Source organism: Curtobacterium sp. HSID17257 (assembly GCF_003989515.1).
In the GTDB taxonomy this organism is placed as follows: Bacteria; Actinomycetota; Actinomycetes; order Actinomycetales; family Microbacteriaceae; genus Curtobacterium.
Genome location: NZ_RBLU01000014.1, coordinates 23851 through 48979, shown reverse-complemented (window position 1 = coordinate 48979; position 25129 = coordinate 23851). Strand labels below are relative to the sequence as shown.

Genomic DNA, 25129 nt, shown 5'->3' with positions numbered 1-25129 from the left:
GGGGTCCGCGGTAGCCGGCGCCCCGGCCGGGGTCGACGGCGACTCGGTCGGGATCGTCCGTGCCGAGGGCTCCGGCGACGACGCGATCGTCGAGGCCGCCCGGTCGGCGCTCGCCGACGGTCACGTCCCGGTCGTCGTCGTGACGGCGGACCGGGAGCTCCGGACCCGCGTCGAGGCGCTGGGGGCCGAGGTGCGCGGCCCGGGCTGGTTCCGCGAGCAGTAGCCCGACGCAGCGAGCAGGAGCCCGCGCCGGCGAGCAGGAGCCCGCCATGGCGTCAGCCCTCGGGCACGTACCGCTTCGACGACACCAGCAGCGCCACCCACGACACCACCCCGAGCCCGACCACGACGGCCAGGACCACCGAGACCGGCACCCCGGTGCCGCCCACGACCGCCGCGATGACCGCCGGCGCGAGGAACCCGCTGTACGCCACCGCGTAGAACGCCCCCGTCAGACCGGCCAGGTCGCGCGACCCGGCGATCCGCTGCACCTCGAGCAACGAGGACACCAGTGCGGTCCCCATCCCGACACCGATCACGACGTTCGCCGCGAGGCCGACCCACACCGACTGCAGCTCGACGGCCAGGAGCACGACCCCGATCCCGACGGTCATCACGGCGACCGAGGTCACGAGCCCACGCGCCGAGGCCACCGAGTGCACCCGCTTGGCGAACGGCTGCACGGCGCTCGACACCCCGAGCGCCACGACGGTCGCGGCGGTGGCGAACACGAGTCCCCACGGACCGGTCGCCCCCGCGAGCCGCGTCGGCAGGTACCCGTAGCCGATCGCGGCGGAGCCGAAGATCCACGGCGCCGCGACGACGACCACCCGGGTGAACCGGCGGTGCCCGGCGCTCGGGATCGCGAGCTGCCGCCACCACGGCCCGGCCAGACCGCCGTGCACCGCGGTCTCCGGCGCCCGCCACACGACGAGGGCGAACGGCGCCGCGACGCAGACGTGCACGAGGAACGGCGTGACCTCGGGCACCGGCCCCCACTGCGCGATCGCCCCGGCGACCAGCGCCCCGATCCCGGACCCCAGGGTGAACGCCAGGGATGCCCGCCGTGCACCGGACCCGGTGTCCGCCGACGGGTCGTACCGGCCCTGCGAGAGCTCCTTCACCCAGCTGTTGCCGACCGCCATGGCGATGCCGACGGTGACGCCGGAGAAGAGCCGTCCGGCCGCCAGGAACCCGGGCCCGAGCGGTCCGAGTGCCAGGAGCCCGCTGCCGACGACCGCGGCGCCGATCCCGACGAGCATGAGCGGCTTCCGCCCGTGCCGGTCGGAGAGCGACCCGGCGACGAGCAGCGCGGGTGCGAGCCCGAGCACGTAGACGCCGAGGAAGGCGTTGACGAGCAGGGACGAGTAGTGCGCCCGCTCCTCGTACATGAGCAGCAGCGGCGAGAACTGGTTGCCGCCCCACGAGCACACGAAGACCGCACCCCAGACCATCGCCCACGGGGCCACCCGGCTCGTCGGCGTCGACACGGCCCCGGTGGTCGGGATGCTCCCGGTCGCGCCGCTCACAGTGCACCCCGGTGCGAGGCGACGTGGGCGCGGAGGACCGCGGCGTACCGCTCGGCGTCCCCGTCGTCGAGGGCGGCGGCGAGTGCCCGGTGGTCGTCGAGCGACGCCTGCAGCTGCTCCGGCCGCAGCCGCATCAGCTGGTGCCGGAGCCGCTGCTGACGGTCGCCCAGCGTCCGCGCGAAGAGGACGGCGATCGCGTTCCGCGACGCCTCGACGACGGCGCCGTGGAACGCCGCGTCGCGCTCGACGAAGCGGTCGACGTCCCCGGCGGCCACCGCCGCCTCCTGCTCCGCCAGCTCGGCCTGGAGGCGCGGTGCCAGTTCCGTCACCCGGCCGTCGGTGACGACGCGGGTCGCCGCGGTCGACTCGATCGCCTCTCGCATCTCGAGCACGTCCGCCGCCTCGTTCGGGGACATCGGGCGCACGACGGCGCCCCGGCGGGCGCCGAGCAGGATGAGTTCCTCGGCCGCCAGGCGCAGGAACGCCTCGTGCACCGGTGTCCGCGAGACGCCGATCTCCTGGGAGAGCGCGTTCTCGCTGATCGCGGCGCCGCCGGGCAGGTCACCGCGGACGATCGCCCGCTTGATGTGCTCGTAGGCCCGGACGGCTGCGGGTGCCTCGCTGCTGGTGTCGCTCACGGCAGCCGATCCTACGCCTTGCATGCAAGGTTGCATCCGCTGCGGAGCGAGAACGTCACACGGCGTTCGTGACCGGATCGAGACATTCCCCACCCGCCGTCGCTACGCTGACCCTCACGTCAACGGAGACGTACTGATCAGGAGGTCACGATGGAGCGTGTCACCAGAGCCGACGACCGCGTCCACCGCCCCGCGGGGCCCTGGACGCCGACGGTGCACCGGCTGCTCGCGCACCTGCACGAGCAGCGCTTCGTCGCGGCACCGGAACCGATCGCCGTCGGCGACGCCGTCGAGACCGTGACCTTCGTGCCGGGCACGGCGGGCAACTACCCGTGGAGCACCGAGATCGCGAGCGAGGCGGCCCTCGTCACGTCCGCGAGGCTGCTCCGCCAGTACCACGACGTCGCGGCGAGCTACCCGCGCGACGACGCGGTCGACGTCTGGTCGCAGGCCGGACGGCTGCCGGTCGAGACGATCGTGCACGGCGACTTCGCGCCGTACAACTGCGTGTACGACGGCATCGCTGCCGTCGGTCTCATCGACTTCGACACCGCACACCCCGGGCCACGGGTCTGGGACGTCGCGAGTGCCGTCTACCGCTTCGCGCCGTTCACCACCGGGCTCGTCGAGGGGAGCACCGCGCCGGGACTCGACGAGCGCCTCGACCGGGCGGCGGAGTTCTGCCGCGCCTACGGGCTCGACGACCGCTCCCGTGGGGTGCTCGTCGAGACGATGACCGCGTCGCTCGTCGCCCTCGTCACGACGATGGAGACCGAGGCCGCCGCCGGGAACCCGAAGTTCCTCAGCGACCTGGAGCACGGGCACGCCGACCTGTACCGCGCCGACGTCGCGTGGATCGAGTCGCACGCCGACGCGATCCACACCGCCGTCACCGCGGCCTGACGCCGGTCGCGCCGCGACCGCAGCGCGGGACGCCACGCGCCGCCCTGCACGCGAGACGCCGGCGTCGACGCGAGACATCGCCACCTCACCGAGACACAGCGGCGACACGAGACGCCGGCGTCGACGCGAGACGCCGCCGAGCCACCGAGACGCCGCCGGATCCCACGGCGTCTCGGCCGGCGGACGGCGTCTCGGGCGCACGCCGGCGTCTCGGGCAGGGAACCGGCTCGTCGAACCGCGGCGTCCCGCACAGACGCGGGCGTCTCGCGCACGCAACGCACGCGCCGGACGTGCACCGCGCCTCCCGGCAGCTCCCAGCGCACGCGCGGCGGACTCTGATCCTGCAGCCGGTAGTGTCGCAGGGCCATGACCGACAGCCCGGCCGACGCCACCCCGTACGAGGTCCTCGGCGTCCCCGCGACCGCCGACGACGACGAACTCCGTCGCGCCTACCGTCGGGCCGCCCGCGAGACGCACCCCGACCTCGGCGGTGACGCCCGGCGCTTCCGTCAGGTGCAGATCGCATGGGAGCGCATCGGGACGCCGGCCGCTCGGCGGGCGTACGACGCGGGTTCGCGCGCCTCGGCACCCCGGACCCCGTCCGGCTCCTCGGTGTGGGCGCACGACGAGGACGGCACGTTCGCACCCCCGACGGCCCGGCGCGACTCCCGGCCCCGGGCGCGTTCGCACGGACACCCGGGAGGTCGGTCCCGCGAGGTCTTCCTGCAGGCCGAGCGCGAGTGGGTCGGCCTCGGCGACCCGATCGAGGACCCGTACGACCCCGCGCTGGTGCGTTCGGCGCCTCGCCACATCCGACGGCTGCTCGCCGAGGCCCTGGCCGAGGAAGCCACGGCGGCGATCGTGTCCGAGATGGGCATCGGCGTGTCCGTGTGGCACGACCTCGACGCCGGTGCCGAGGGCAAGCTCGACCACGCGGTCCTCACCCCGAGCGGGCTCTGGGCCGTCGAGTCGATCGACTGGGGTGCGCCGGTGCGCGTCGAGCACGGGGAGATCGCCGGCGAGACCCTCGCGCCGGGGGAGCGCCCGGTCAAGGAACTCGTGCGGGCGGCCCGGGCGGTGCAGAAGCAGACCCGTGTCAAGTTCACCGGGCGCCTGATGGTCGTCCCGGACTCCGCCGTCGACGAGGACGTCCAGGTCGTCGGCCCGGCGCGGAAGCCCACCGCGCTCGTGGTCCGACGGAGCGCCCTCGGGCAGGTCCTGAACGGGGTGTTCTCCCCGGAGGGCTCCGTCGACGTGTTCGAGATCCGCGACCGCCTGCAGCAGACCGTCCGCTTCGTCTGATGCGTGAGGAGGTCGTCGTCGAGGTCGGCGGCTGGGAGCACGAGTGCTGCGGCCCGGCACACGAACTCGACACCGTCGCGTCGTTCACGGCTCTCGGGCCGGGCCCGCGCTACGACGAGTCCCGACACCACGAGACCCCGGACGGCATCGTCGAGCTCCGCGGACGCATCGTCGCGCTCTTCGCGGTCACCGAGCACGGAACGCGCGTCGGCGTGCAGCGCATCCCCTCTGGCCGGGCGCTCCGCGGGTTCGACGAGCACGATGACGGTCATCTCGAAGCACCGTGGACCGGCGAGCCGGTCACGGTCGAGGCCGACCACTTCGAGGTCGTCCTCGACCGGTACGTCACGCAGACCCGTCAGTAGCCGCGGAGCTTCTCGAGGTCGCGGCGCTCCCGCTTGCTCGGTCGCCCGGCACCGCGGTCGCGGGTCGGGACGAAGCCGGCCTCCTCGCGGGGGAGTCGGGGCGGGGTCCGGTCCTCGAAGTGCTTCGCCGCCTCGATCGCACTCGTGCGCTTGAGGATGATGCCCCGGACGACGACCACGCGGTCGAACCCGTGCTGGCGGACCCGGACCTCGTCCCCGGGGCCGATCGGTTGCGCCGGCTTCGCGCGCTCACCGTTGACCCGGACATGCCCGGCCTTGCACGCGCTGGTCGCGGCGGAGCGGGTCTTCGTGATCCGCACCGCCCAGATCCAGCTGTCCACGCGCGCCTTCTCCATCCCACCACCCTAGGCGGACCGGCCCTGCGAGCAGCCCCTACGCTCGACCCGTGCAGGAACCGCGGCAGCCGGACCCCGACGGACAGCTCCCCGACGGCCAGGCCCCCGACGGCCGGCCCCCGATCGGTGGCGCTCCCGGTGGGCAGGACGCCCTGGCTCGAGCGCTGGCGCTCGGCGTGCTGCGCGACGCGTCGCTCGGCGACCGGCTCGTGGTGCGGGCACGGGTCGGGGACGGCGCGCAGGACGCCCTCGGCACGCTGATCGCACGCACCGCGGACACGCTGACGATCGAGACCCGGCGAGGACCCGTCGAGGTCCTGCTCGCCGACGTCGTCGCTGCGAAGCCGGTGCCCCCACCACCTGCGCCCCGCCCACGCCGACGCTGACCGGCACGGCACGGCACGGCACGGCACGGCACGGCCGCAGCCCCCGTGGCCCGTCGCATCCCGGCGGCGCTCATCACCGGCGAGCCGTCGCCGTCCCCGCAGGCGCCGCCACGTAGCCTCGACCCATGGCCGTCCCCGTCCCGCTCGGCACCGAGGACCGAACCTCCCGCCTGACCCTCCGTCGTCCCGACCGCTGGCGCCGCGAGGACGCCCCGCAGGCCGACCTCCGCCTGACCGGTGACGACGTCGTGCTGACCGTCCGCTCCCGCCCCTCGGAACGGACGATCGCCGAGGAGCACACCAGCCTGCTCGAGCGCCTGCCCGGATCGGTCGACGGCCTGCGGCTCATCGGCTGCGACCCGTGGACGACCGCCGGTGCGCCGGCCCGCCTGGTCGAGTACGTCCGCCCCGACGAGGAGGGCGACGTCGCCGGTGCCCACCTGCTCTTCGTCACCGGTCGGCACCGTGTCGACCTGACCATCGAGCGGCCGCTCGCCCGGATGCTCGAGACCGACGACCTGGTCTCGGCCGTGCTCGAGTCCGTCCGCGCGACGGAGCCCGCACCGTCCCGCCCGCAGCGCGAGCTGGAGGCGCTGCCGGTCGCCGTGCCGGTCCCGCAGCTCGACGGCACGCACCTCGGAGCCGATGCGCTCCGGACCCTCCGCAGCCTGGCCGGACGCCGGTGGGACCCGATGCTCCTGCGCTCGCCCGCCGGGCGCGAACTCGTGCAGACGGGGCTCGTCGGCCGCCTCGGGACGCTCCCCGAGCCCACGCAGGAGCTCATCGCCCCGTGGGGCGACGACACCCAGCCGGTCACCCTGGAGCAGCGACTGCCCGACGGACGGACCACGCGCCTCCAGGCCTGGTCGGAGACCGTCGTGGACGGGACAGACGAGACGGGCGGCACCGTCGCCCGTCTGCCGGTCGAGCGGGTGGTCGCGCTGGCGGCCGGGAGGCTCGGCATCCGCCCGTCGTGGACCTTCCCCTTCCGCACGGGGGCGCTCAACGCCGACCTTCTGTCCCGCAGGACGGGTGACGCCGGGACCGCGCCCGACCTGCCGGCGGCCGTCGCCGAGGCCGACCCCCGGCTCGCCCGTTTCTGGGCGGCGCCGTGGACGGTCTCGTCGATCCGTCGGCCGGGACGACCGACGCCGGTCGTCGTCGTGCACGCCGAGGGGATCGGCTTCGCGCGGATCGGACGCACGGAGGCCGGGGAGACGGCCTTCCGGTCCGACTCCCCGGCCAACGTGTACCGGTCCCTCGTGCGGGCGCTGCTGGGCTGACGTCGTTGCCCCTGCTGCCGCTCGCTGGCGCTGCTCGCTAAGCGGCGGGGCCTGCGGTCAGCGTCACGGTGACGGTGTGCGCCGCGCCCGTTGCGTCGGTGTAGCCGATCTGCACGCGGTCGCCGACGGCATGCGAGCGGATCGCCGACGTCAGCGCGTCGTTGCTCGTGACGGCGGTGCCGTCGATGCTCGTGATCGTGTCGCCGGCGACCAGACCCGCCGCTGCCGCACCCGAGCCGTCGACGGTCCCGGCGACCGGGACCCCCGCGGTGGTCTGCGTGGTCGCGCTCGATCCGACCTGGACGCCGAGGAACGCCGGCAGGCCGATCGTGACGGTGTCCGAGGACTCTCCGGCGAGGATCTTGTCGGCGATCGCCTTCGCGGTCGTGATCGGGATCGCGTACCCGGTGACCTCGGCGGACCCGGACGACGCCGCGGTGGCCATGCCGACGACCTCACCCTCGCTGTCGAGGACCGGACCGCCGGAGTCGCCGGGGACGATCTGCGCGGCGACCTGGATCAGGCCCTGCAGCGACTCGGTGCCCGTGCCGGACTCGCTCTGCACCTGGATGTCCTGGTCGAGCGCCGTGACCGTGCCCGCGGCGGCGACGAGGTTGCCCGTGCCCTCCGCGTTGCCGACGTCGGTCACGGCGTCACCCGTCGACGGTTCGCCGTCGTCGTCGAGCGTCACCGTGGACAGGCCGGATGCGTCCTGCAGCTTCAGCACCGCGACGTCGTGCGTGGCGTCGGTGCCGACGACCTCGGCCTGGTACTGCTTGCCGGTCGTCTCGTCGGTGACCCTGATGCTCGTCGCACCCTGCACGACGTGGTTGTTCGTCAGGACGAAGCCGTCCGAGGTGAGGACCATGCCGGTGCCCGCGGCCTGCGACGAGGTGTCGTAGTTCATCACGGTGTCGATCGTCACGATGCCCTTCTTCTGCGCGGCGGTCGCCGGGGTCGCAGCGGTCTGCGTGCCCGTGCCCGTACCGGAGCCGCCGCTGCCACTGCCGCTCGTGCCGTCGCCGCCCGAGCCGTTCCCGTAGCCGGGGACGGTGAAGCCGTTCGTGCCGCCGCTCGTGCCGGACCCGCCGCCGGGCAGCGTCGTCGTGCCCTGCGACTGGCTCGACGTGGTCGTGGTGCCCTGCGAGGACAGCCCGAGCGCCGTGCCGCCGGCCGCGCCGATGATGGCCAGCGCCGCGACACCGGAGCCGATGATGAGTCCGAGCCGCCGCGGTCGCTTCGCCCCGGGGTGGTTCGCGGCAGCAGCGCCCGAGGTCCAGCCCCAGGAGGTACTGCCGGTCGTCGTGCTCGCGGGGCCGGTAATGCCGGTCGTCCCGCCGAGGGCCGCGCTGCCGATCAGGTACGGGCCACGGCCGTCCGGGGTGTAGGCGTACGGCCCCGAGCCGTCGGTGCCGTACAGCCACGGGCCGCTGCCGTCGAAGGCGTAGGCGGGGCGGAGGGTGTCGCGGTCGGCGTGCGGGGCCTCCCAGCCGGGGCGGTCGGTCGCGCGCTGGTCGTCGGCGGGGTTCTCGTTCATCGGTGCTCTCCGGTCGTCCCTCGACCACCCGGGGGTGGCGGTGTGCTCCTCGACGACCCGGTCGGGTGTCGACGGAGACCAGTACAGGAGCCGAACCCAAGACGACCCTATGAACGGGCCCTGTGGCTGCTCCGGGCTTCCTCGGGAGCCGCCGAACGAGGTGCGGGATTAGGCTTGCCGCACCTCCCATGCGCGCGTCCTCACCCGTCACCCCCGCCGTCCGGCCCCGCCCGGCACCCGCCACGCGGTCCCGCCTCGTCGGGGCGGCGCTGCTCGGGGTCGCCGTGCTCGTGGTGGCCGTGGCGCTCTCCGTGGCGTTCGGCTCGCGCCCGATCCCGCTCGGGACCGTCCTCGACGTCGTCCTGCACCCGCACCGGGACGACGAGGTGGGTCTCATCGTCCTCGGCAACCGTGTGCCGCGCACGATCGTCGGGCTGCTGGCCGGCGCCGCGCTCGGGGTGGCCGGCGCCGTGATGCAGGGGGTGACCCGGAACCCGCTCGCCGACCCGAGCATCCTCGGCATCAACGCGGGAGCGGCCCTCGCCGTCGTCGTCGGCATCGCGGTGTTCGGCATCAGCGGGACCGCCGCCTACCTGCCGTTCGCCTTCGTCGGTGCCGGACTCGCGGCACTGCTCGTCTACGGCATCGCCGCCGTCGCCCGTCGCGGCCTGTCGCCGGTCGGGCTCGCGCTCGCCGGGGCGGTCGTCGCCGCAGCCCTGTCGTCGATCACGACGGCGGTCCTCGTGTCGAGCCAGAGCCTGCTCGACCAGCTGCGCTTCTGGCAGGTCGGTGCGCTCGCCGGGAAGGACCTCGGCACCGCCGGGGTCGTCGCGGTCCCCGTGCTCGTCGGGCTCGTCGTGGCCGCGGGGCTCGGACGCTCCCTCAACACCCTCGCGCTCGGTGACGAGCTCGCCGCGTCGCTCGGCCAGCGGGTCGTCCTCGTCCGTGTCGTGGGCGGCATCGTGACGGTCCTGCTCGCGGGGTCGGCGGTGGCGGCCGCCGGTCCGATCGCGTTCGTCGGCCTCGCCGTCCCGCACGCCGTCCGCCGGCTGAGCGGACCCGACCAGCGTTGGACGATCCTCCTGTCCGCCCTCGTCGCACCCGCGCTCCTGCTCGTCGCCGACGTGATCGGCCGGGTCGTCGCGTACCCGGGGGAGCTGCAGGTCGGCATCGTGACCGCGCTCATCGGCGCACCCGTCTTCATCTGGCTGGTGCGGTCGCGGGTGGTGACCGGCCTGTGACCGCGGTCCGCCGCGAGCTCGCCGTGCTCGGCGCGGTCCTCGTGCTCCTGGTCGCCCTCGTGCTCGTCGGGCTCGGGGTGGGGGAGATCCCGCTCTCGCCGCTGCAGGTCGCCGGCGCCCTGGTCGGCCACGGCGACACCGTCTCGGACTTCGTGGTCGGGCAGCTCCGCGGGCCCCGGGTCGCCGGTGCCGTGCTGGTCGGGGCGGCCCTCGGTGCGGCCGGCGGCATCGTGCAGAGCGTCGTCCGCAACCCGATCGCGAGCCCCGACGTCATCGGCATCACCTCGGGCGCGAGCGCGGCCGGGCTGACCGCGATCGTGCTCGTCGGGGCGAGCGGCGGCGTGCTCTTCGGGTCCGTGGTCGTCGGCGCCGTGCTCGTGGCGCTCGTGATCGCCCTGCTCTCCTGGCGTCGTGGCATCACCGGCAACCGGGTCGTCCTGGTCGGCATCGGGGTCGCCGCGATCTGCCTGAGCATCACCGGCTGGATGCTGACCGCGGGCACCGTCCAGCAGGCGGGCACCGCGCTCCTCTGGCTCTCCGGCAGCCTGAACGCCGTCGACCGGACGCTCGTCGGCATCCTCGCGGTCGCCGTCGTCGTGCTCCTCGCCGCCGCCCTCGCGCAGTCCCGGCGCCTGACGGTCCTCGCGCTCGGCGACGAGGTGGCCGCCGCCCTCGGCCTCCGCCCCGACCGGGCGAAGGTGCTCCTGCTGATCACCGCCGTCGGCCTGACCGCGGGTGCGGTCGCGACGGCCGGTCCGGTCGCGTTCGTGGCGCTGATGGCCGCGCCGATCGCGCGCCGCCTCGTCGGCAACGGTCGCGTCGCGCTCGGTGCGGTCGCCGCGGTCGGTGCGGTCGTCACCCTCGCGAGCGACCTGGTCGCGCAGTTCGCGATCCCCGGCAACGCGCTGCCGGTCGGCGTGGTCACGGGTGTCGTGGGCGCGCCCTACCTGCTCTGGCTGCTCGCCCGCGGGCGGTAGGCGCCGCACAGTCCCGGTCGTGCCTGGTCCTTCCAGGCGCACCCCGTCGTTCCGCGCACACCTGGTCCTTCCGGGCACACCTGGTCGTTCCGGGCACACCTGGTCGTCCTGGAACACCAGGTACGCCCGTTCCCGCAAGGCATCCCACCCGTTTTGGGAAGGAACGGGTGCACGGAACGGGCGCCGCGGCGGACGGGAGGCGCGGTGCGGGCCGGTGCCGCGCCTCCCGTCCGTCACGTGGTGGCGTCGCGAGGGGGCACCTGCCGTCCGTCCGTCGGCCGACGGCAGCAGGCGGCGGCGCCGACCGACTCGACCCGACGGCCCGTGCGGGGATCCGCGCCGCGGCCACGCGATGCCGCACGCGGCTGCGTGATCCCGCACACAACCGCCCGGACCCCCCGTACGGGTGTCGGCGTCCTGCGCGATCCCTCGTACCGTCGTCCCGACCGACCGGACCCCCGACAGCGCCCGACCCGACGGAGCGCTGGTCCGGAAGGAACGAAGGACTGCCATGCCCGAACCGTCTGCCGGCGCACCGATGCGCCGTCGTCAGTGGGGGGCCGAGCGCCGGACCCGTCCGCTCGACACCCTGCACGCACGCCCCTCCGACCGCAAGCTCGTGTCCGGACGCGTGGCGATCATCCTGACCATCGCCTTCTGGCTGGCGTACGTCGTCTACACCGTGATCCGCCAGTTCCTCGACTACGGCACCGAGAGCTTCCGCTTCACCACCGAGGCCGTCTCGTACCTCGTGGTCGTCACCTTCCTGACGTTCTCCGCGCTCATGCACCTGGTGGCCCGCCAGGGCGCGATGGAGCGCTTCGCGACCCACGTCCGCGTCCCGCGCGCCGAGCTCGACCGGCACTTCGCGACCGGCCACGACGCCCCCATGACCGTCCTCGTGCCGAGCTACGCCGAGGAGCCCGACGTCGTCGCGACCACCCTCTGGTCGGCGGCGCTGCAGGAGTACCCGTCCCTGCGGATCGTCCTGCTGGTCGACGACGCCCCCTTCCCGTCCGACCCGGCGACGCTCGACAAGCTCGAGCGCACCCGAGCGGTCGCGGGCCGCATCCAGGCGCAGCTCGATGCCCCCTCGCGTCGGTTCCAGGAGGCGCTGTTCTCCGCCGAGGTCGAGGCGGACGCGGCACCGTTCGCCAGCACGCACGCCCTCCGGACCCTCGTCGAGCACCACCGCTGGGCCGACGCGTGGCTCCGTCGGAACGCCCGCGAGCACGAGGTCGCCGACCACGTCGACCGCTTCTTCCACGACCAGGTGCTCGTCGGGCTCGCCGACGAGTTCCGCCTCACCGCCGAGGCGCTGGAGGCCGCGATCGCCGATGCCGTCGCACTCGGGCAGGACTTCAGCGAGGTGACCTCCGCCCGGGCGCTCGAGCTGCAGCGCCGCCTCGCGTGGACCTTCACGGCGGAGCTCACGGCCTTCGAGCGCAAGCGGTACGTGAACCTGTCCGACGAGGCCAACAAGGCGATGAACCTCAATGCCTACATCGGCCTGATGGGCGGGGCGTACGCGTTCGACGAGACCGCGTCCGGCACCGTCCTGCGCACCGTCGCCGACCCGGCAGCGGCCGACCTCGTGGTGCCGGCCTCGGACTACCTCCTGACGCTCGACGCCGACTCCGTCCTGCTCCGCGACTACTGCCTGCGCCTGGTCTACTTCCTCGAGCAGCCGGAGAACGCCCGGGTCGCGGTGACGCAGACCCCGTACTCGTCCTTCCGCGGTGCCGCCACGCGCATCGAACGGCTCGCGGGGGCCACCACCGACATCCAGCACATCCTCCACCAGGGGATGTCCCGCTACGACGCCACCTTCTGGGTCGGGGCGAACGCCGTCATCCGCACCCAGGCGCTCCGCGACATCGAGGAGGTCGAGACCGTCGGCGGCTTCGAGGTGAAGCGCTACGTGCAGGACCGCACCGTGATCGAGGACACCGAGTCGAGCGTCGACCTGGGCATGCACGGCTGGACGCTCGTGAACTACCCGGAGCGGCTCTCGTACAGCGCGACGCCCCCGGACTTCGGGTCGCTCGTCGTCCAGCGCCGCCGCTGGGCGAACGGGGGGCTCCTCATCCTGCCGAAGTACGTCCGGCAGGTCCGCGAGCGCCGGGCCCGTGGCGAACGGGTCGGTCTCGTCGAGATGGCGCTCCGCGTCAACTACATGGCGTCGATCACCTGGGCGTCGTTCGGCCTCGTCTTCCTGCTCGCGTACCCGTACGACTCGCGCCTGCTCAGCCCGATGGTGCTCCTCGCCGCGCTGCCCTACTTCTGGCTGCTGTCGAGCGACCTGAAGTACTGCGGGTACAAGCGCACGGACGTCTTCCGCATCTACGGCTTCAACCTCATCCTCACGCCGGTGAACGTCGCGGGCGTGCTCAAGAGCATCCAGCAGGCCCTGACGGCGAAGAAGATCCCGTTCGCCCGGACGCCGAAGGTGCGGGACCGCACCGCCTCGCCGGCGCTCTACGTCCTCGCGCCCTACGCGATCGTCGCGTTCTCGGTCTTCACCTTCGTCCGCGACTACGGCGCGCAGAACTGGGGAAACGCGGTCTTCGCCGCCTTCAACGCCCTCCTCGCCACCTACGCGATCGTCGCCTACATCGGCGTGTGGAACTCCGTGGTCGACCTCTGGCTGTGGGCCACCCGCTGGATGTACTACGACCCGTCGGCGCGCGCGGCCCGTCGTGCCGTCCGCCGTGCTGCTCGTGCCGACCGTCGGCACGGACGTCGTCGCGGCGGTGTCCGTCCCGTCCCGGAGCCGGTCACCGAGGACTGGCACGCGGTCCTGTACTTCGGCCACGGCGGCGGCAACCTGCCCGTCCGCCACGACGCCGACGTCGTCGGTGCGGCCGACGTCCGCCCGATCTCGTCCACCACCCAGACCGGCTCGGCCGGCCCCCGCCAGGAACGGAGCGCAGCCTGATGCCGACGACGAGACGACTCTCCCCGGTCCGGGTCACCATCGCGGTCGTGGTCGCCGCCGCCGTCTCGGTCGCCGGGTACGCCGGCTTCGACCGCTGGCACGCGGCCCAGGCGACCGAGCGGGAGCCGGCGTGGTTCGCGGCCTACACGGACGTCACCGCGACGCCGGCCTTCGCGTTCGAGGACGTCAAGTCGGCGAAGGGACGCAACGTCATGCTGTCCTTCGTCGTCGCCGACCACGACGACGCCTGCTCGCCGACGTGGGGGTCCTACTACTCACTGCAGGGTGCGGCGGACCAGCTCGACCTCGACCGCCGCGTCGCCCGCCTGCAGCAGCAGCACGGCGAGGTCGGCGTGTCGTTCGGCGGCCTGGCCAACGACGAGCTCGCCACCACCTGCACGAAGGCGTCCGACCTCCTCGGTGCCTACCGGAAGGTCGTGGACCGCTACGACCTGTCGACCGTCGACTACGACGTCGAGGGCGACGACCTCACGAACCGCGCCGCGGGGGAGCGTCGCGCGAAGGCGGTCGCGGCGCTGCAGGACGAGCGCCGGGCAGCCGGCCACCCGCTCGCGGTCTGGCTCACCCTGCCGGCAGCGCCCTCGGGCCTGACGTCCGACGGCACGACCGCCGTGGCGCAGTTCCTCGCCGCCGGTGTGGACCTCGCCGGTGTCAACGCCATGACGATGGACTACGGCGAGGCGAAGGGGTCGAGCCAGAGCATGTACTCGGCGTCGGTGCAGGCGCTGCAGGAGGTCCAGCGGCAGCTCGGTGTCCTGTACCAGCGCGCGGGCACGCCCCTCGGCGACAGCACGCTCTGGCACAAGGTCGGTGCGACCCCGATGATCGGGCAGAACGACGTCCGTGACGAGGTGTTCTCGCTCACGGACGCCCGGAAGCTCAACGCCTGGGCGCGTGACCGCGGGTTGGGCCGGATGTCGATGTGGTCGCTCAACCGCGACACCACGTGCGGCTCGAACTACGTCAACCTGTCGACCGTGTCGAACTCGTGTTCCGGGGTCGACCAGCACGGGGTGCTCTTCGCCGACGTGCTCGGCAAGGGCTTCGGCGGCGGGATCGTCGCGGCGGCTTCCGACGTGACCGAGGCCGAGCCGTCCGCGACCGAGCAGCCCACCGACGACCCGAAGACCAGTCCCTACCCGGTCTGGGACCAGGACGCCTCGTACCTCGAGGGCACGAAGGTGGTGTGGCACCACAACGTCTACGAGGCGAAGTGGTGGACGTCGGGCGACCTGCCCGACGACCCGGTGCTCAGCGCGTACGAGACGCCGTGGCAGATCATCGGACCGGTCCTGCCGGGGGAGAAGCCCGTGGAACCGCTCACCCTGCCCGCAGGGGCCTACGCCGCGTGGTCGGGGACCACGCAGTACGACACGGGAGCGCGCGTCCTGTTCCAGGGGATCCCCTACCAGTCGAAGTGGTGGAACACGGGCGACAGCCCCGAGGCGTCGACGAGCGACCCGGACGGGTCGCCCTGGGTGCGGCTGAAGGACGCCGAGGTGCGCCGGATCCTGGACGGGCTCGCCTCCGGGGAGCCGGCTCCGTCAGCCACCGCGACGGCGACGCCCGCGCCCTGATCGCGCACTCCCGCGACCACGTTCCGGACTGGAGGCACGGTGCAGGCCCGCCCCGTGCCTCCCGTCCGTGAGCTGGGTCGCGTCGGTGTGTTCGCTGTGCGCGTGCTCCCGAGTTGTCCCCAGCCCCGTTCGGGGCTCCCGCGAGGTCACCCGTTTCCGATACGCTGGTGCGCCAAGAGGAGGAGGTCCACGATGCCAGAGCCAGTGGTACCGCAGCCGGGCGGTCAGAAGACTCCGGAACAGCGGCTGGTCGACACCACCCTGACCTTCAGCATGGACATGGGGACGGCCCTGACGGCCGAGTCCGGTGTCTCGACCGAGGAGCGCGAGGCGATCAACGCCCTGCCCTCGGGTTCGGCGCTGCTGGTGGTCCGGCGTGGCCCGAACGTCGGCGCGCGGTTCCTCCTCGACTCGGACGTCACGACGGCCGGTCGACACCCCGACGCCAGCATCTTCCTCGACGACGTCACCGTGTCCCGCAAGCACGCGCAGTTCCTGCGCCACGGCACGGCCTTCAGCGTCAAGGACAACGGGTCGCTGAACGGCACCTACTTCGACGGTGTGCGCATCGACGAGGCGCTGCTCACCGACGGTGCCGAGGTGCAGGTCGGCAAGTTCCGCCTGACGTTCTACGCATCCCGGGTCGACCTGGCGCGCCTGGCGACCGCGTAGTGGCTGCGCGGTCCGCCGCAGCCCGGGCCAGTGCTGCGGTACCGGACCTGCTCACCATCGGGCAGGTCATCGCCCGGTTGAAGCCCGAGTTCCCCGACCTGTCGAGCTCGAAGCTCCGCTTCCTCGAGGAACGGGAGCTCGTCACGCCGATCCGCACCGCGAGCGGCTACCGGAAGTTCTCGGCGGCCGACGTGGACCGGCTCCGCATCGTGCTCGGGTTGCAGCGCGACCACTACCTGCCGCTCAAGGTCATCAAGGACTACCTCGCCGACCTCGATGCCGGTCGCGAACCCGTCCTGCCCGGTGGTGGCGACGCCCCGAAGCCGTCCATCCTGGGTCGTGAGCGCCGGTACACCCGCGACGAGACCGTCCGTGCCGCGGGCGCCTCACCGATGCTCCTGAACGACGCGGTCTCCGCGTCGTTGCTTCCCGCTGCGGACACCTACGGCGACGATGCCGTGGCCGTGCTGAAGGCCCTCGTCGAGCTGCAGCGCACCGGGATCGAGCCGCGACACCTGCGCACGATGCGCGGGGTCGTCGAGCGCGAGGTCGGGCTGATCGAGTCCGCGCTCATGCCGGTCTCCCGCCGGGGCGATGCCACCTCGCGGGCGAAGGCGACGGAGCTCGCGCGGGAGATCGCCGGACAGCTCGAGGTCGTCCGGTCCAACCTGGTCCGCGCGGCGATCGGCCGACTCGACGCATGAGCGTCCGCCGGGCGACTCCGAGCGCGCGGGTGACCCCTGTCGACCGTCGGTGGTCGGGGCGTATCCTCGACACGCCGGACGCGCCGGTGCGGATGTGCCGGGCAGACGCTGCCCGAGTCGCTACCGTGGACCTCGGAACAACTCTCAACCCGTCGTTGAACCTTCTGGTGAGAGCTCGAACGTCGTGGAAGGCATGCACATGAGTGGGACTGACACCCCCGGTACCGAGTCCGAGATGACTCGGTACGACCTCGGCCTGCTCTTCACCGACGGTCTCCCCGAGCACGACGAGCAGAACGGCTACCGCGGCACCGTCGCCGCCCGAGCAGCCGGCATCTCGTACCGCCAGCTCGACTACTGGGCCCGCACCGAGCTCGTGCAGCCGACCATCCGCGGCGCCGCCGGTTCCGGATCGCAGCGGCTCTACGGCTTCCGCGACATCCTCGTGCTCAAGCTCGTCAAGCGACTCCTCGACACCGGGATCTCGCTGCAGCAGATCCGCACCGCGGTGAACCAGCTCCGCGAGTCCGGCGTGTCCGACCTGGCCCAGACGACGCTGATGTCCGATGGTGCGTCGGTCTACCTGTGCACCTCGGACGACGAGGTCATCGACCTGGTGTCCCGCGGCCAGGGCGTGTTCGGCATCGCCGTCGGCAAGGTCCTGCGCGAGGTCGAGAGTTCCCTGGTCGAGCTCGACGCGACCCCGGCTGCCGATCCCGCCGACGAGCTCGCCGCCCGCCGGGCCACCCGCGCGTCCTAGCCGCTCGGCCCCGCCGGCACTGGCCCCTGGTCGTCACGGGGCCCGTCTTCCGGCTGCCCGTCGGTGTCGAGCGCTCCCGCGAGCGTGCAAGATCTGTCACGCTCGCGACGCCCCGGCGTCCCTGTCGCAGGGCTCTCTTCTGAGCGTGCACGATCTGTCACGCTCACGCCGCCCCGACGACGTTTCGAACCCGCTCGGTGTCCGACGCACGGCGTGTTCTGCCCGCTCGGTGCGGCATGATCGACGGCACGTCCGGCGTCTGGCTTCCGGCGCGTCTGGCGTCCGGCGTTCGGAGCCGGGAGCCGCCAGCCGAGGTGCGGCGATCGACCTCCGAGTCAGCACGGCCTGTCGTTCCGGGCGCACGACTTGCCGCACCTGTCGGTCGTGGTCGCACGACCTGCCGCTCAGCTCCTGTGCCGACGGCATGTCGTGCGACCACGACGGACGGAGCCCCGGCCGATCTCGGTCAGCGACGGCTCAGACGTACGAAAGGCCAGACGTGCGACGGCTCGGACGTGCGACGGGTCGAGCAGGCCCCGACCCGAGTGGGCAGGACACGCCGCGGGGTCGTCGTCGCGCGGGCAGGGATCGTCGCTCACGGCCGCCGAGCGTGACGGATGTGGCCCGCTCGACAGGCGCGGTACCGCCGACCGCGACGGACGTCGCCCGCTCGACAGCCGACGCAGCTCGACAGGGCCTAGGCGGCGCCGCCCTCGGCGTACGGGCCGATCTTGCCCGTGCGCATGATCCGCTCGAGCAGCTGATCGAAGTTCTTCGCCATCTCCTGCGCGGACTCGCCGGGCCACACGTGCAGGGGCTTCGCCGCACCCTGGGCCTGCTGCAGCGACGTCCGCTCGGGCAGCTGCGGCGAGAGGACGAGCGGCCCGAACATGTCCCGGAGCTCCTTGATGCGGAACTGGTGCTCCAGGGACTGCACGCGGGCCCGGTTCACGATGATGCCGAGCGGTTGCAGGCGGGGGGAGAGTCCGCGGCGGATCTCCTCGATCGCGCGGAGGGCGCGGTCGGCAGCGGCGACGGAGAACAGGCCCGGCTCGGTGACGACGGTCACACGGTCCGAAGCTGCCCATGCGGTCCGGGTGAGGGCGTTCAGCGACGGGGCGCAGTCGATGAGGACGAGTTCGTAGTCCTGCTCGACGTTGGCCAGCGCCTCCTCGAGCTTCCAGATGTCCCGGATGGAGGGGTGGGGGCCGTCGAAGTTGATGGCGGACGGTGATCCGACGAGCACGTCGACCTTGCCCTGCGAGCCCTTCGTCCACCCGGACGGGGCGATCGCCTGGCGGACGATCTTCTCCTTCGGGTTCTCGAGGACGTCGGCGACGTTGAGGTGGCCGGAGATGTCGATGTCGAGGCCCGTGGAGACGTCGGACTGCGGGTCGAGGTCCACCACCAGCGTGCGCAGTCCCTTGGCGAACGCGGCCGAAGTCAGGCCGAGCGTCACCGTCGTCTTTCCGACACCACCCTTGAGGGAGCTCACGCTGAGTACATGCACGGTGAGCCACGTTACCGCCAGTAGGGTTGTGACACCTCAACCCGGGCTGAAAGGGACGTCGTGTTCAGCAAGATCCTCGTGGCGAACCGTGGCGAGATCGCCATCCGCGCGTTCCGTGCCGCGTACGAGCTGGGTGCCCGTACGGTCGCCGTCTACCCGCACGAGGACCGCGGGTCGCTGCACCGGCTGAAGGCCGACGAAGCGTACGTCATCGGCGAGCCGGGGCACCCGGTGCGCGCCTACCTGGACGTGTCCGAGATCATCCGCGTCGCCCGCGAGTCGGGCGCCGACGCGATCTACCCGGGGTACGGCTTCCTGTCCGAGAACCCGGACCTCGCCGCCGCGGCGGCCGCAGCGGGCATCACGTTCATCGGACCCGGCGAGCACGTCCTCGAGATGGCGGGCAACAAGGTCACCGCCAAGGAGCACGCGATCGCCGCGGGCGTCCCGGTCCTCGCGAGTACCCCGCCGAGCCGTGACGTCGACGAGCTGCTCGCCGGCGCCGACACGATCGGGTTCCCGGTCTTCGCGAAGGCGGTCGCCGGCGGTGGCGGTCGCGGGATGCGCCGGGTGGAGACGAAGGCCGAACTGCGCGGGGCGCTCGAAGCGGCGATGCGCGAGGCCGACAGCGCGTTCGGCGACCCGACGATGTTCCTGGAGCAGGCCGTCCTGCGTCCGCGGCACATCGAGGTGCAGATCCTCGCGGACGCCACCGGCACGGACGCCGGCACCATCCACCTCTTCGAGCGCGACTGCTCCGTGCAGCGCCGCCACCAGAAGGTCGTCGAGATCGCTCCGGCGCCGGACCTCGACCCGGCCGTCGCTGCCGCGCTCCACCGTGACGCCGTCGCCTTCGCCCGGTCGATCGGCTACGTGAACGCCGGCACCGTCGAGTTCCTCCTCGACACCGAGGGCGAGCGGGCGGGTCAGCACGTCTTCATCGAGATGAACCCGCGCATCCAGGTCGAGCACACCGTCACCGAAGAGGTCACGGACGTCGACCTCGTGCAGTCGCAGATGCGCATCGCCGCGGGGGAGACCCTCGCCGACCTCGGGCTGTCGCAGGACACCGTGTCCGTGCACGGTGCGGCGCTGCAGACGCGCATCACCACCGAGGACCCCACGCAGGGCTTCCGGCCGGACACCGGGCGGATCACGACCTACCGGAGCCCGGGCGGCGCCGGCGTCCGCCTCGACGGCGGCACCGTCGCGACGGGCGCGCAGATCAGCCCGCACTTCGACTCGATGCTCGCGAAGATGACCTGCCGCGGGCGGGACTTCCCGGCGGCCGTGGCCCGGGCGAAGCGCGCCCTCGCCGAGTTCCGCATCCGCGGGGTGAGCACGAACATCCCGTTCCTGCAGGCCGTGCTCGACGACCCGGACTTCGCGCGCGGCGACGTCTCGACGCAGTTCATCGAGGAGCGTCCGCAGCTGTTCGGCGGCCACGTGTCGAAGGACCGCGGCACGAAGGTGCTCGGGTGGCTCGCCGACGTCACGGTCAACAAGCCGAACGGCGAGCGTCGCCCGCAGACCGTCGAGCCGAGCGAGAAGCTGCCGGCGGTCGACCTGTCCGTCGCGCCGCCGTCCGGCCAGCGCGACCTGCTGCAGCGCGTCGGCCCCGCCGAGTGGGCACGAGCCCTGCGCGCCCAGACCGCCCTCGCCGTCACCGAGACGACGATGCGCGACGCCCACCAGTCCCTGCTCGCCACGCGCGTCCGGACGAAGGACCTGGTCGCCGTCGCGCCGCACGTCGCCCGGCTCACCCCGCAGCTGCTGAGCGTCGAGGCGTGGGGCGGGGCGACCTACGACGTCGCCCTCCGCTTCCTCGGCGAGGACCCGTGGGAACGCCTGGCGGCGCTCCGTGCGGCGATCCCCAACATCCCCGTGCAGATGCTGCTCCGCGGGCGGAACACGGTCGGCTACACCCCGTACCCGACCGAGGTCACCGACGCCTTCGTCGCCGAGGCCGCCGCGAGCGGCGTCGACGTCTTCCGCGTGTTCGACGCACTCAACGACGTCAGTCAGCTGCGACCCGCCCTGGAGGCCGTGCTCGCGACCGACACGGCCGTCGCCGAGGCGGCGCTCTGCTACTCCGGCGACCTCCTCGACCCGGCCGAGGACCTCTACACGCTCGACTACTACCTGCGCCTCGCCGAGCAGATGGTCGAGGCCGGCGCGCACGTCATCGGCATCAAGGACATGGCCGGGCTGCTCCGCGCCGGCGCCGCCGAGCGGCTCGTCGCCGCGCTGCGCGAGCGGTTCGACCAACCCGTGCACGTGCACACCCACGACACCGCGGGCGGCCAGCTCGCCACGCTCCTGGCAGCGAGCCGGGCGGGTGCCGACGCGGTGGACGTCGCGGCGGCGCCGATGGCCGGCACGACGAGCCAGCCGAGCATGTCCGCACTCGTGGCGGCGCTGGCGCACACCGAGCGCGACACCGGGCTCGACCTGGCCGCGGTCGGCGCACTCGAGCCGTACTGGGAGGCGGTCCGTCGCGCCTACGCACCGTTCGAGTCCGGTCTGCCCGGCCCGACCGGCCGCGTCTACCAGCACGAGATCCCCGGCGGGCAGCTGTCGAACCTCCGGCAGCAGGCGATCGCGCTGGGCCTCGGCGACCGGTTCGAGCAGGTCGAGGACTGGTACGCGGCAGCGAACCGCATCCTCGGTCGTCCGACCAAGGTCACGCCGTCCTCGAAGGTCGTCGGTGACCTCGCCCTCCAGCTCGCAGCGGTGGGGGCCGACCCGGACGACTTCGAGCAGAACCCGCAGCAGTACGACATCCCGGACTCGGTCATCGGCTTCATGGCCGGCGAGCTCGGCGACCTGCCGGGCGGCTGGCCGGAGCCGTTCCGCTCCAAGGTGCTCGAGGGGCGCGAGGTGCACCTCGGGACGACCCCCGTGCCGGAGTCCGAGCGCGCCGCCCTCACCACCCCCGGCCCGGAGCGGCAGCAGGCCCTGAACCGACTGCTCTTCCCGCAGCCGACCCGGCAGTTCGAGCAGGTCCGCGAGCAGTACGGCGACCTGTCCGTCCTGCCGACCCTCGACTACCTCCACGGCCTGCGCCCCGGGCAGGAGCACGTCGTGCCGCTCGGGCGCGGCGTGGAGCTGCTCGTCGGGCTCGAGGCGATCGGCGAGGTCGACGAGCGGGGCATGCGCACGGTCATGACGACGCTGAACGGGCAGCTCCGCCCGGTCGCCGTCCGTGACCGCTCGGTCGAGGTCGAGACGAAGGCCGCCGAGCAGGCGGACCCGTCCGACCCGAAGCACGTCGCCGCACCGTTCTCCGGTGTGGTGACGCTCAAGGTCGCCGTCGGTGACGTCGTCCGGGCCGGTCAGCCCGTGGCGAGCATCGAGGCGATGAAGATGGAAGCGGCCATCACGGCGCCCGTGTCGGGCACCGTCGGCCGTCTCGCGATCCCGGCGACCCAGCAGGTGGACGCCGGCGACCTCCTGGTGGTGCTGCAGTAACGTGACCGTCCGTCCCATCCGCCTGTTCGGCGACCCCGTCCTCCGTTCCCCTTCGGACCCGATCGCGCCCGACGCGCTCGGTTCCCAGGGCGTCCGCGACCTCGTGCAGGACCTCCTCGACACCGTCCGGGAGCCCGGCCGCGCCGGCGTGGCCGCCCCGCAGATCGGTGTCGGCCTGCGCGCGTTCTCGTACAACGTCGACGGCGAGGTCGGGTACGTGCTCAACCCCGAGGTCGTCGAGGTCCGGGGCGAGGTCGAGCTGATGGACGAGGGCTGCCTGTCGGTGCCCGGTCTGTCCTACCCGACCCCGCGCTCCCCGTACGCGAAGGTCCGCGGCGTCGACGTCGACGGTGCCGAGGTCGTGCTCGAGGGCACCGGGCTGATGGCCGAGGCGCTGCAGCACGAGGTCGACCACCTCGACGGCACCGTCTACGTGATGACCCTCGACCCCGAGGTCCGCCGCGGCGCGCTGCGGGACATCCGCGCGCAGACCTGGTTCCACTGAGCGTCCACCGGCGTCCACGGGCGGCCGGAACGCAACGCGACCGGCCGCTCTCGGCGAACAGGGCGTGACACCCCTTCGCGGGATTGTCCGGACGTCCCCGTCGCGAGGTACCGTGTCCGCGTCGGCTTCCCACCGACACGGCTCCCACACCCTCAGGACACCCCGCATGACCGTTCAGAACGACGAGCTCAGCTCGCACCGCACCCGCACCAACCGCCGCCCGGACCCCGCACCGACGACGTCGTCGGTCGCCGTCCTCGACGCACCGGAGGCACAGCAGGCCCCGGAGGCCTGACCCGGCGCGCGGCCGCGTCCCCTCGTCGGGTCGCGAACCGCGCGCAGACGACACACGGGAGGCCCGGTGTCGGTCCGTCGGACCGGCACCGGGCCTCCCGTCGGTCGTCCCTACGCGCGGCCCCGTCGTCGGGACGCGACCACCGGGGTGGCCGTGGTCTGGACCTTCGACCCGGAGTAGATGTGCTCGACGTCCGCGGCGAAGTCGCGCAGCACGACCGCGCGCTTGATCGTCAGCTTCGGGGTGAGGTGGCCCGATGCCTCCGTCAGCTCGGTGTCGACGATGGTGAAGGACCGCACCGACTCGGCGCGGGAGACGCGCTGGTTCGCGGTGTCCACGGCCTCCTGCACGGCGACGTGCACGCGCTCGTCGTAGGCGGCCTCGCGGGGCGTGAGGGCGGGGGAGATGCCGCGGGCCTCGCACCAGCCGGGGAGCATCTCGCGGTCGAGCGTGACGAGCGCCGCGACGAACGGCTTGCCCTCGCCGACGACCACCACCTGTCCGACCAGCGGGTGCTCGCGGATGCCGTCCTCGAGCGGCGCCGGGGCGACGTTCTTGCCGCTGGCCGTGACGATGAGCTCCTTCGCCCGGCCGGTGACGGTGAGCACCCCGTCGGCGTCGAGCCGGCCGAGGTCACCGGTGCGGAACCACCCGTCGGCGAAGGCCTTCGCCGTCGCCTCGTCGTTGTGCCAGTAGCGGTCGAACACGTCGACGCCGCGGATCAGGATCTCGCCGTCGTCGGCGATGCGCACCTCGACACCGGGGAGTGCCCGGCCGACCGTGCCGATCCGCAGCTCGTGCGCCCGGTTCACGGTCGCGGGCGCGGTCGTCTCGGTCAGGCCGTAGCCCTCGAGGATGTGGACACCGATCGAGCGGAAGAAGTGCGAGAGGCGTGGCGAGAGCGGTGCTGACCCGCTGATCGCGTACTGCACCCGGCCGCCGATCGCGTCGCGGAGCTTGGCGTAGACCAGCCGGTCGAACAGGGCGAACCGGAGCCTCAGCCCGAGCGGCACCCGACCGGCGGCGACCGCCTCGGAGTGCGCGACCGCGACGTCGGCCGCGGCGCGGAAGATCCGGCCCTTCCCGCCGAGGTCGGCCTTCTGCTCGGCGGAGTTGTAGATCTTCTCGAACACCCGCGGGACGGCGAGCAGGAAGGTCGGCCGGAAGGTCGACACCGCCCGCATGAGGTCGCGCGTGTCCGGCTCGTGGCCGACGAGCACGCCGGTCGAGATCGACATCACCGCGATGAACCGGGCGAACACGTGGGCCATCGGGATGAAGAGCAGCGTGGAGGACCCGTCGGCGACGACCTCGGGCATGGCCTCGGTGGCGCCCTCGACCGTCCCGGTGAAGTTGTCGTGGCGGAGGACACAGCCCTTCGGACGCCCGGTCGTGCCCGACGTGTAGATGATGGTCGCGTCGTCGTGGCCGTGCACGTCCGCGGTGCGGGCGTCGAGCTCGGCGTCGGTGACGGTCTCCCCGAGCCGGACCAGGTCGTCGAGCCCGCCGCCGTCGATGGTCCAGTGCTGGCCGAGGTGCGGCAGGTCCGGGGCGATCGAGGCCACCCGGCGGGCGTGCTCCTCCTGCTCGACCACGATCGCCACGGTCTCGGAGTCCGACAGGATCCAGCGGACCTGGTCGGGGGAGCTCGTCTCGTACACCGGCACGGAGACGAGCCCGGCGGTCCACACGGCGAAGTCGACGAGCGTCCACTCCATCCGGGTGCGGGACAGGATCGCGACGTGCGCACCCGGTTCGAGGCCGGCTGCGACGAAGCCCTTCGCGATCCCGCGCACGCGCGCGAGGGTGTCGGCGGCGCTGACGGTCGTCCAGGTGTCGCCGTGCCGCTGGGCGAGGATCGCCCGGTCGGGCGTCCGACGTGCCCGGTCGGACAGCAGTCGGGCGGCGGAGCCGTGGTCGGGTGCGGAGGTGGGTGCGGGCTGCCGCTGATCGTTCACGGTTGACTCCCTTGTCGGCCGGTTCGATACGAGGACGCCTCGACGATGAGACGTCACCGCCAGCATACGGGCGGTGCGCCGGGCTCCCGTCCGGTTCGCAGCACCTCGTCAGCCACCCGCGCACCCGCGCGGGCGGTGCGGCTGCTCGACCGGTGGCTCCGCCCCGTCACGGGTTCGGCGTCGCCACGGGGAGACGGTAGG

Annotated in this window: 21 protein-coding genes and 1 pseudogene; 16 read left to right on the top strand and 6 right to left on the bottom strand. The window is 73.0% G+C overall.

Annotated elements, in window-relative coordinates; all coding sequences use genetic code 11:
• A pseudogene (locus D8M35_RS16525) lies at positions 1-223 on the top strand (NTP pyrophosphohydrolase); the annotation flags it as partial.
• A 52-nt stretch (positions 224-275) separates the two neighbouring features.
• Here the strand turns inward: D8M35_RS16525 and D8M35_RS04330 are convergent.
• Entirely contained in the window at positions 276-1529 is a 1254-nt protein-coding gene (locus D8M35_RS04330; RefSeq protein ID WP_202976527.1) for an MFS transporter, read from the bottom strand.
• On the bottom strand, positions 1526-2167 hold the full coding sequence (locus tag D8M35_RS04325) for a GntR family transcriptional regulator (protein WP_202976526.1): 642 nt from the start codon (positions 2165-2167) through the stop codon (positions 1526-1528). The genes D8M35_RS04330 and D8M35_RS04325 overlap by 4 nt, the downstream gene beginning before the upstream one ends.
• A gap of 150 nt (positions 2168-2317) precedes the next feature.
• Between D8M35_RS04325 and D8M35_RS04320 the strand changes: the two genes are divergently transcribed.
• From D8M35_RS04320 to D8M35_RS04310, 3 genes are all read left to right on the top strand, one after another.
• A complete protein-coding gene (locus tag D8M35_RS04320; protein ID WP_126890738.1) occupies positions 2318-3070 on the top strand; it encodes an aminoglycoside phosphotransferase family protein in 753 nt (250 codons plus the stop codon).
• Between the two features lie 366 nt (positions 3071-3436).
• Positions 3437-4372 carry a DnaJ domain-containing protein gene (locus tag D8M35_RS04315; protein WP_126890737.1) on the top strand — a complete coding sequence of 312 codons (936 nt, stop codon included), beginning with the start codon at positions 3437-3439 and terminating at the stop codon, positions 4370-4372.
• Positions 4372-4737, top strand: a complete 366-nt coding sequence (locus tag D8M35_RS04310; RefSeq protein ID WP_194074860.1) for a hypothetical protein — start codon at positions 4372-4374, stop codon at positions 4735-4737. The genes D8M35_RS04315 and D8M35_RS04310 overlap by 1 nt, the downstream gene beginning before the upstream one ends.
• On the opposite strand, the gene D8M35_RS04305 is transcribed toward D8M35_RS04310, so the two are convergent.
• On the bottom strand, positions 4731-5093 hold the full coding sequence (locus tag D8M35_RS04305; protein WP_126890736.1) for an RNA-binding S4 domain-containing protein: 363 nt from the start codon (positions 5091-5093) through the stop codon (positions 4731-4733). The two genes, D8M35_RS04310 and D8M35_RS04305, sit on opposite strands and share 7 nt — an antisense overlap.
• Positions 5094-5143: 50 nt before the next feature.
• On the opposite strand from D8M35_RS04305, the gene D8M35_RS16995 reads away from it, so the two are divergent.
• Both D8M35_RS16995 and D8M35_RS04295 read left to right on the top strand, forming a co-directional pair.
• The gene (locus tag D8M35_RS16995; RefSeq protein WP_238638090.1) at positions 5144-5479 is read left to right on the top strand and encodes a hypothetical protein; all 336 of its coding nucleotides are present in this window, start codon (positions 5144-5146) and stop codon (positions 5477-5479) included.
• A 125-nt stretch (positions 5480-5604) separates the two neighbouring features.
• Complete coding sequence (locus D8M35_RS04295; RefSeq protein ID WP_126890735.1) at positions 5605-6762, top strand: hypothetical protein; 1158 nt, start codon at positions 5605-5607, stop codon at positions 6760-6762.
• 37 nt (positions 6763-6799) lie between these two features.
• On the opposite strand, the gene D8M35_RS04290 is transcribed toward D8M35_RS04295, so the two are convergent.
• Positions 6800-8299 carry a S1C family serine protease gene (locus D8M35_RS04290; protein WP_126890734.1) on the bottom strand — a complete coding sequence of 500 codons (1500 nt, stop codon included), beginning with the start codon at positions 8297-8299 and terminating at the stop codon, positions 6800-6802.
• Positions 8300-8487: 188 nt separating this feature from the next.
• On the opposite strand from D8M35_RS04290, the gene D8M35_RS04285 reads away from it, so the two are divergent.
• The 7 genes from D8M35_RS04285 (at position 8488) to D8M35_RS04255 (ending at position 17189) form a co-directional block, all read left to right on the top strand.
• On the top strand, positions 8488-9540 hold the full coding sequence (locus D8M35_RS04285) for an iron ABC transporter permease (RefSeq protein ID WP_126890733.1): 1053 nt from the start codon (positions 8488-8490) through the stop codon (positions 9538-9540).
• Positions 9537-10517 (top strand): iron chelate uptake ABC transporter family permease subunit, encoded by a 981-nt coding sequence (locus tag D8M35_RS04280; RefSeq protein ID WP_126890732.1) that lies wholly within the window; start codon positions 9537-9539, stop codon positions 10515-10517. Before D8M35_RS04285 ends, D8M35_RS04280 begins: the two co-directional genes overlap by 4 nt.
• 511 nt (positions 10518-11028) lie before the next feature.
• A complete protein-coding gene (locus D8M35_RS04275; protein WP_126890731.1) occupies positions 11029-13455 on the top strand; it encodes a glycosyltransferase family 2 protein in 2427 nt (808 codons plus the stop codon).
• A complete protein-coding gene (locus tag D8M35_RS04270) occupies positions 13455-15053 on the top strand; it encodes a chitinase (protein WP_126890730.1) in 1599 nt (532 codons plus the stop codon). The genes D8M35_RS04275 and D8M35_RS04270 overlap by 1 nt, the downstream gene beginning before the upstream one ends.
• A gap of 192 nt (positions 15054-15245) precedes the next feature.
• Complete coding sequence (locus tag D8M35_RS04265) at positions 15246-15725, top strand: FHA domain-containing protein (RefSeq protein ID WP_126890729.1); 480 nt, start codon at positions 15246-15248, stop codon at positions 15723-15725.
• A complete protein-coding gene (locus tag D8M35_RS04260) occupies positions 15725-16429 on the top strand; it encodes a MerR family transcriptional regulator (protein WP_126890728.1) in 705 nt (234 codons plus the stop codon). Before D8M35_RS04265 ends, D8M35_RS04260 begins: the two co-directional genes overlap by 1 nt.
• A 235-nt stretch (positions 16430-16664) precedes the next feature.
• The gene (locus D8M35_RS04255) at positions 16665-17189 is read left to right on the top strand and encodes a MerR family transcriptional regulator (RefSeq protein WP_111225779.1); all 525 of its coding nucleotides are present in this window, start codon (positions 16665-16667) and stop codon (positions 17187-17189) included.
• A 697-nt stretch (positions 17190-17886) separates the two neighbouring features.
• On the opposite strand, the gene D8M35_RS04250 is transcribed toward D8M35_RS04255, so the two are convergent.
• Positions 17887-18699 carry a ParA family protein gene (locus tag D8M35_RS04250; protein ID WP_058729211.1) on the bottom strand — a complete coding sequence of 271 codons (813 nt, stop codon included), beginning with the start codon at positions 18697-18699 and terminating at the stop codon, positions 17887-17889.
• A gap of 60 nt (positions 18700-18759) precedes the next feature.
• On the opposite strand from D8M35_RS04250, the gene D8M35_RS04245 reads away from it, so the two are divergent.
• The 3 genes from D8M35_RS04245 to D8M35_RS17175 all read left to right on the top strand — a co-directional run bounded on the left by D8M35_RS04245 (position 18760) and on the right by D8M35_RS17175 (position 22970).
• Positions 18760-22170 carry a pyruvate carboxylase gene (locus D8M35_RS04245; protein WP_126890727.1) on the top strand — a complete coding sequence of 1137 codons (3411 nt, stop codon included), beginning with the start codon at positions 18760-18762 and terminating at the stop codon, positions 22168-22170.
• A gap of 1 nt (position 22171) precedes the next feature.
• Positions 22172-22675: a peptide deformylase gene (locus D8M35_RS04240; protein ID WP_126890726.1), complete on the top strand. Its 504-nt coding sequence runs from the start codon at positions 22172-22174 to the stop codon at positions 22673-22675.
• A 166-nt stretch (positions 22676-22841) separates the two neighbouring features.
• The gene (locus tag D8M35_RS17175; RefSeq protein ID WP_274542763.1) at positions 22842-22970 is read left to right on the top strand and encodes a hypothetical protein; all 129 of its coding nucleotides are present in this window, start codon (positions 22842-22844) and stop codon (positions 22968-22970) included.
• A 110-nt stretch (positions 22971-23080) separates the two neighbouring features.
• Here the strand turns inward: D8M35_RS17175 and D8M35_RS04235 are convergent, their stop codons facing one another.
• Positions 23081-24928 (bottom strand): long-chain fatty acid--CoA ligase, encoded by a 1848-nt coding sequence (locus D8M35_RS04235; RefSeq protein WP_238638089.1) that lies wholly within the window; start codon positions 24926-24928, stop codon positions 23081-23083.
• Positions 24929-25129: the final 201 nt, after the last annotated feature.

Excerpts from the sequence above, each read along its gene's own strand:
- D8M35_RS04285 (WP_126890733.1), top strand. The coding sequence starts at position 8,488 with ATGCGCGCGTCCTCACCCGTCACCCCCGCCGTCCGGCCCCGCCCGGCA.
- D8M35_RS04305 (WP_126890736.1), bottom strand. The coding sequence starts at position 5,093 with ATGGAGAAGGCGCGCGTGGACAGCTGGATCTGGGCGGTGCGGATCACG.
- D8M35_RS04315 (WP_126890737.1), top strand. The coding sequence starts at position 3,437 with ATGACCGACAGCCCGGCCGACGCCACCCCGTACGAGGTCCTCGGCGTC.
- D8M35_RS04310 (WP_194074860.1), top strand. The coding sequence starts at position 4,372 with ATGCGTGAGGAGGTCGTCGTCGAGGTCGGCGGCTGGGAGCACGAGTGC.
- D8M35_RS04270 (WP_126890730.1), top strand. The coding sequence starts at position 13,455 with ATGCCGACGACGAGACGACTCTCCCCGGTCCGGGTCACCATCGCGGTC.
- D8M35_RS04290 (WP_126890734.1), bottom strand. The coding sequence starts at position 8,299 with ATGAACGAGAACCCCGCCGACGACCAGCGCGCGACCGACCGCCCCGGC.
- D8M35_RS04255 (WP_111225779.1), top strand. The coding sequence starts at position 16,665 with ATGACTCGGTACGACCTCGGCCTGCTCTTCACCGACGGTCTCCCCGAG.
- D8M35_RS04275 (WP_126890731.1), top strand. The coding sequence starts at position 11,029 with ATGCCCGAACCGTCTGCCGGCGCACCGATGCGCCGTCGTCAGTGGGGG.
- D8M35_RS17175 (WP_274542763.1), top strand. The coding sequence starts at position 22,842 with ATGACCGTTCAGAACGACGAGCTCAGCTCGCACCGCACCCGCACCAAC.
- D8M35_RS04320 (WP_126890738.1), top strand. The coding sequence starts at position 2,318 with ATGGAGCGTGTCACCAGAGCCGACGACCGCGTCCACCGCCCCGCGGGG.
- D8M35_RS04295 (WP_126890735.1), top strand. The coding sequence starts at position 5,605 with ATGGCCGTCCCCGTCCCGCTCGGCACCGAGGACCGAACCTCCCGCCTG.
- D8M35_RS04265 (WP_126890729.1), top strand. The coding sequence starts at position 15,246 with ATGCCAGAGCCAGTGGTACCGCAGCCGGGCGGTCAGAAGACTCCGGAA.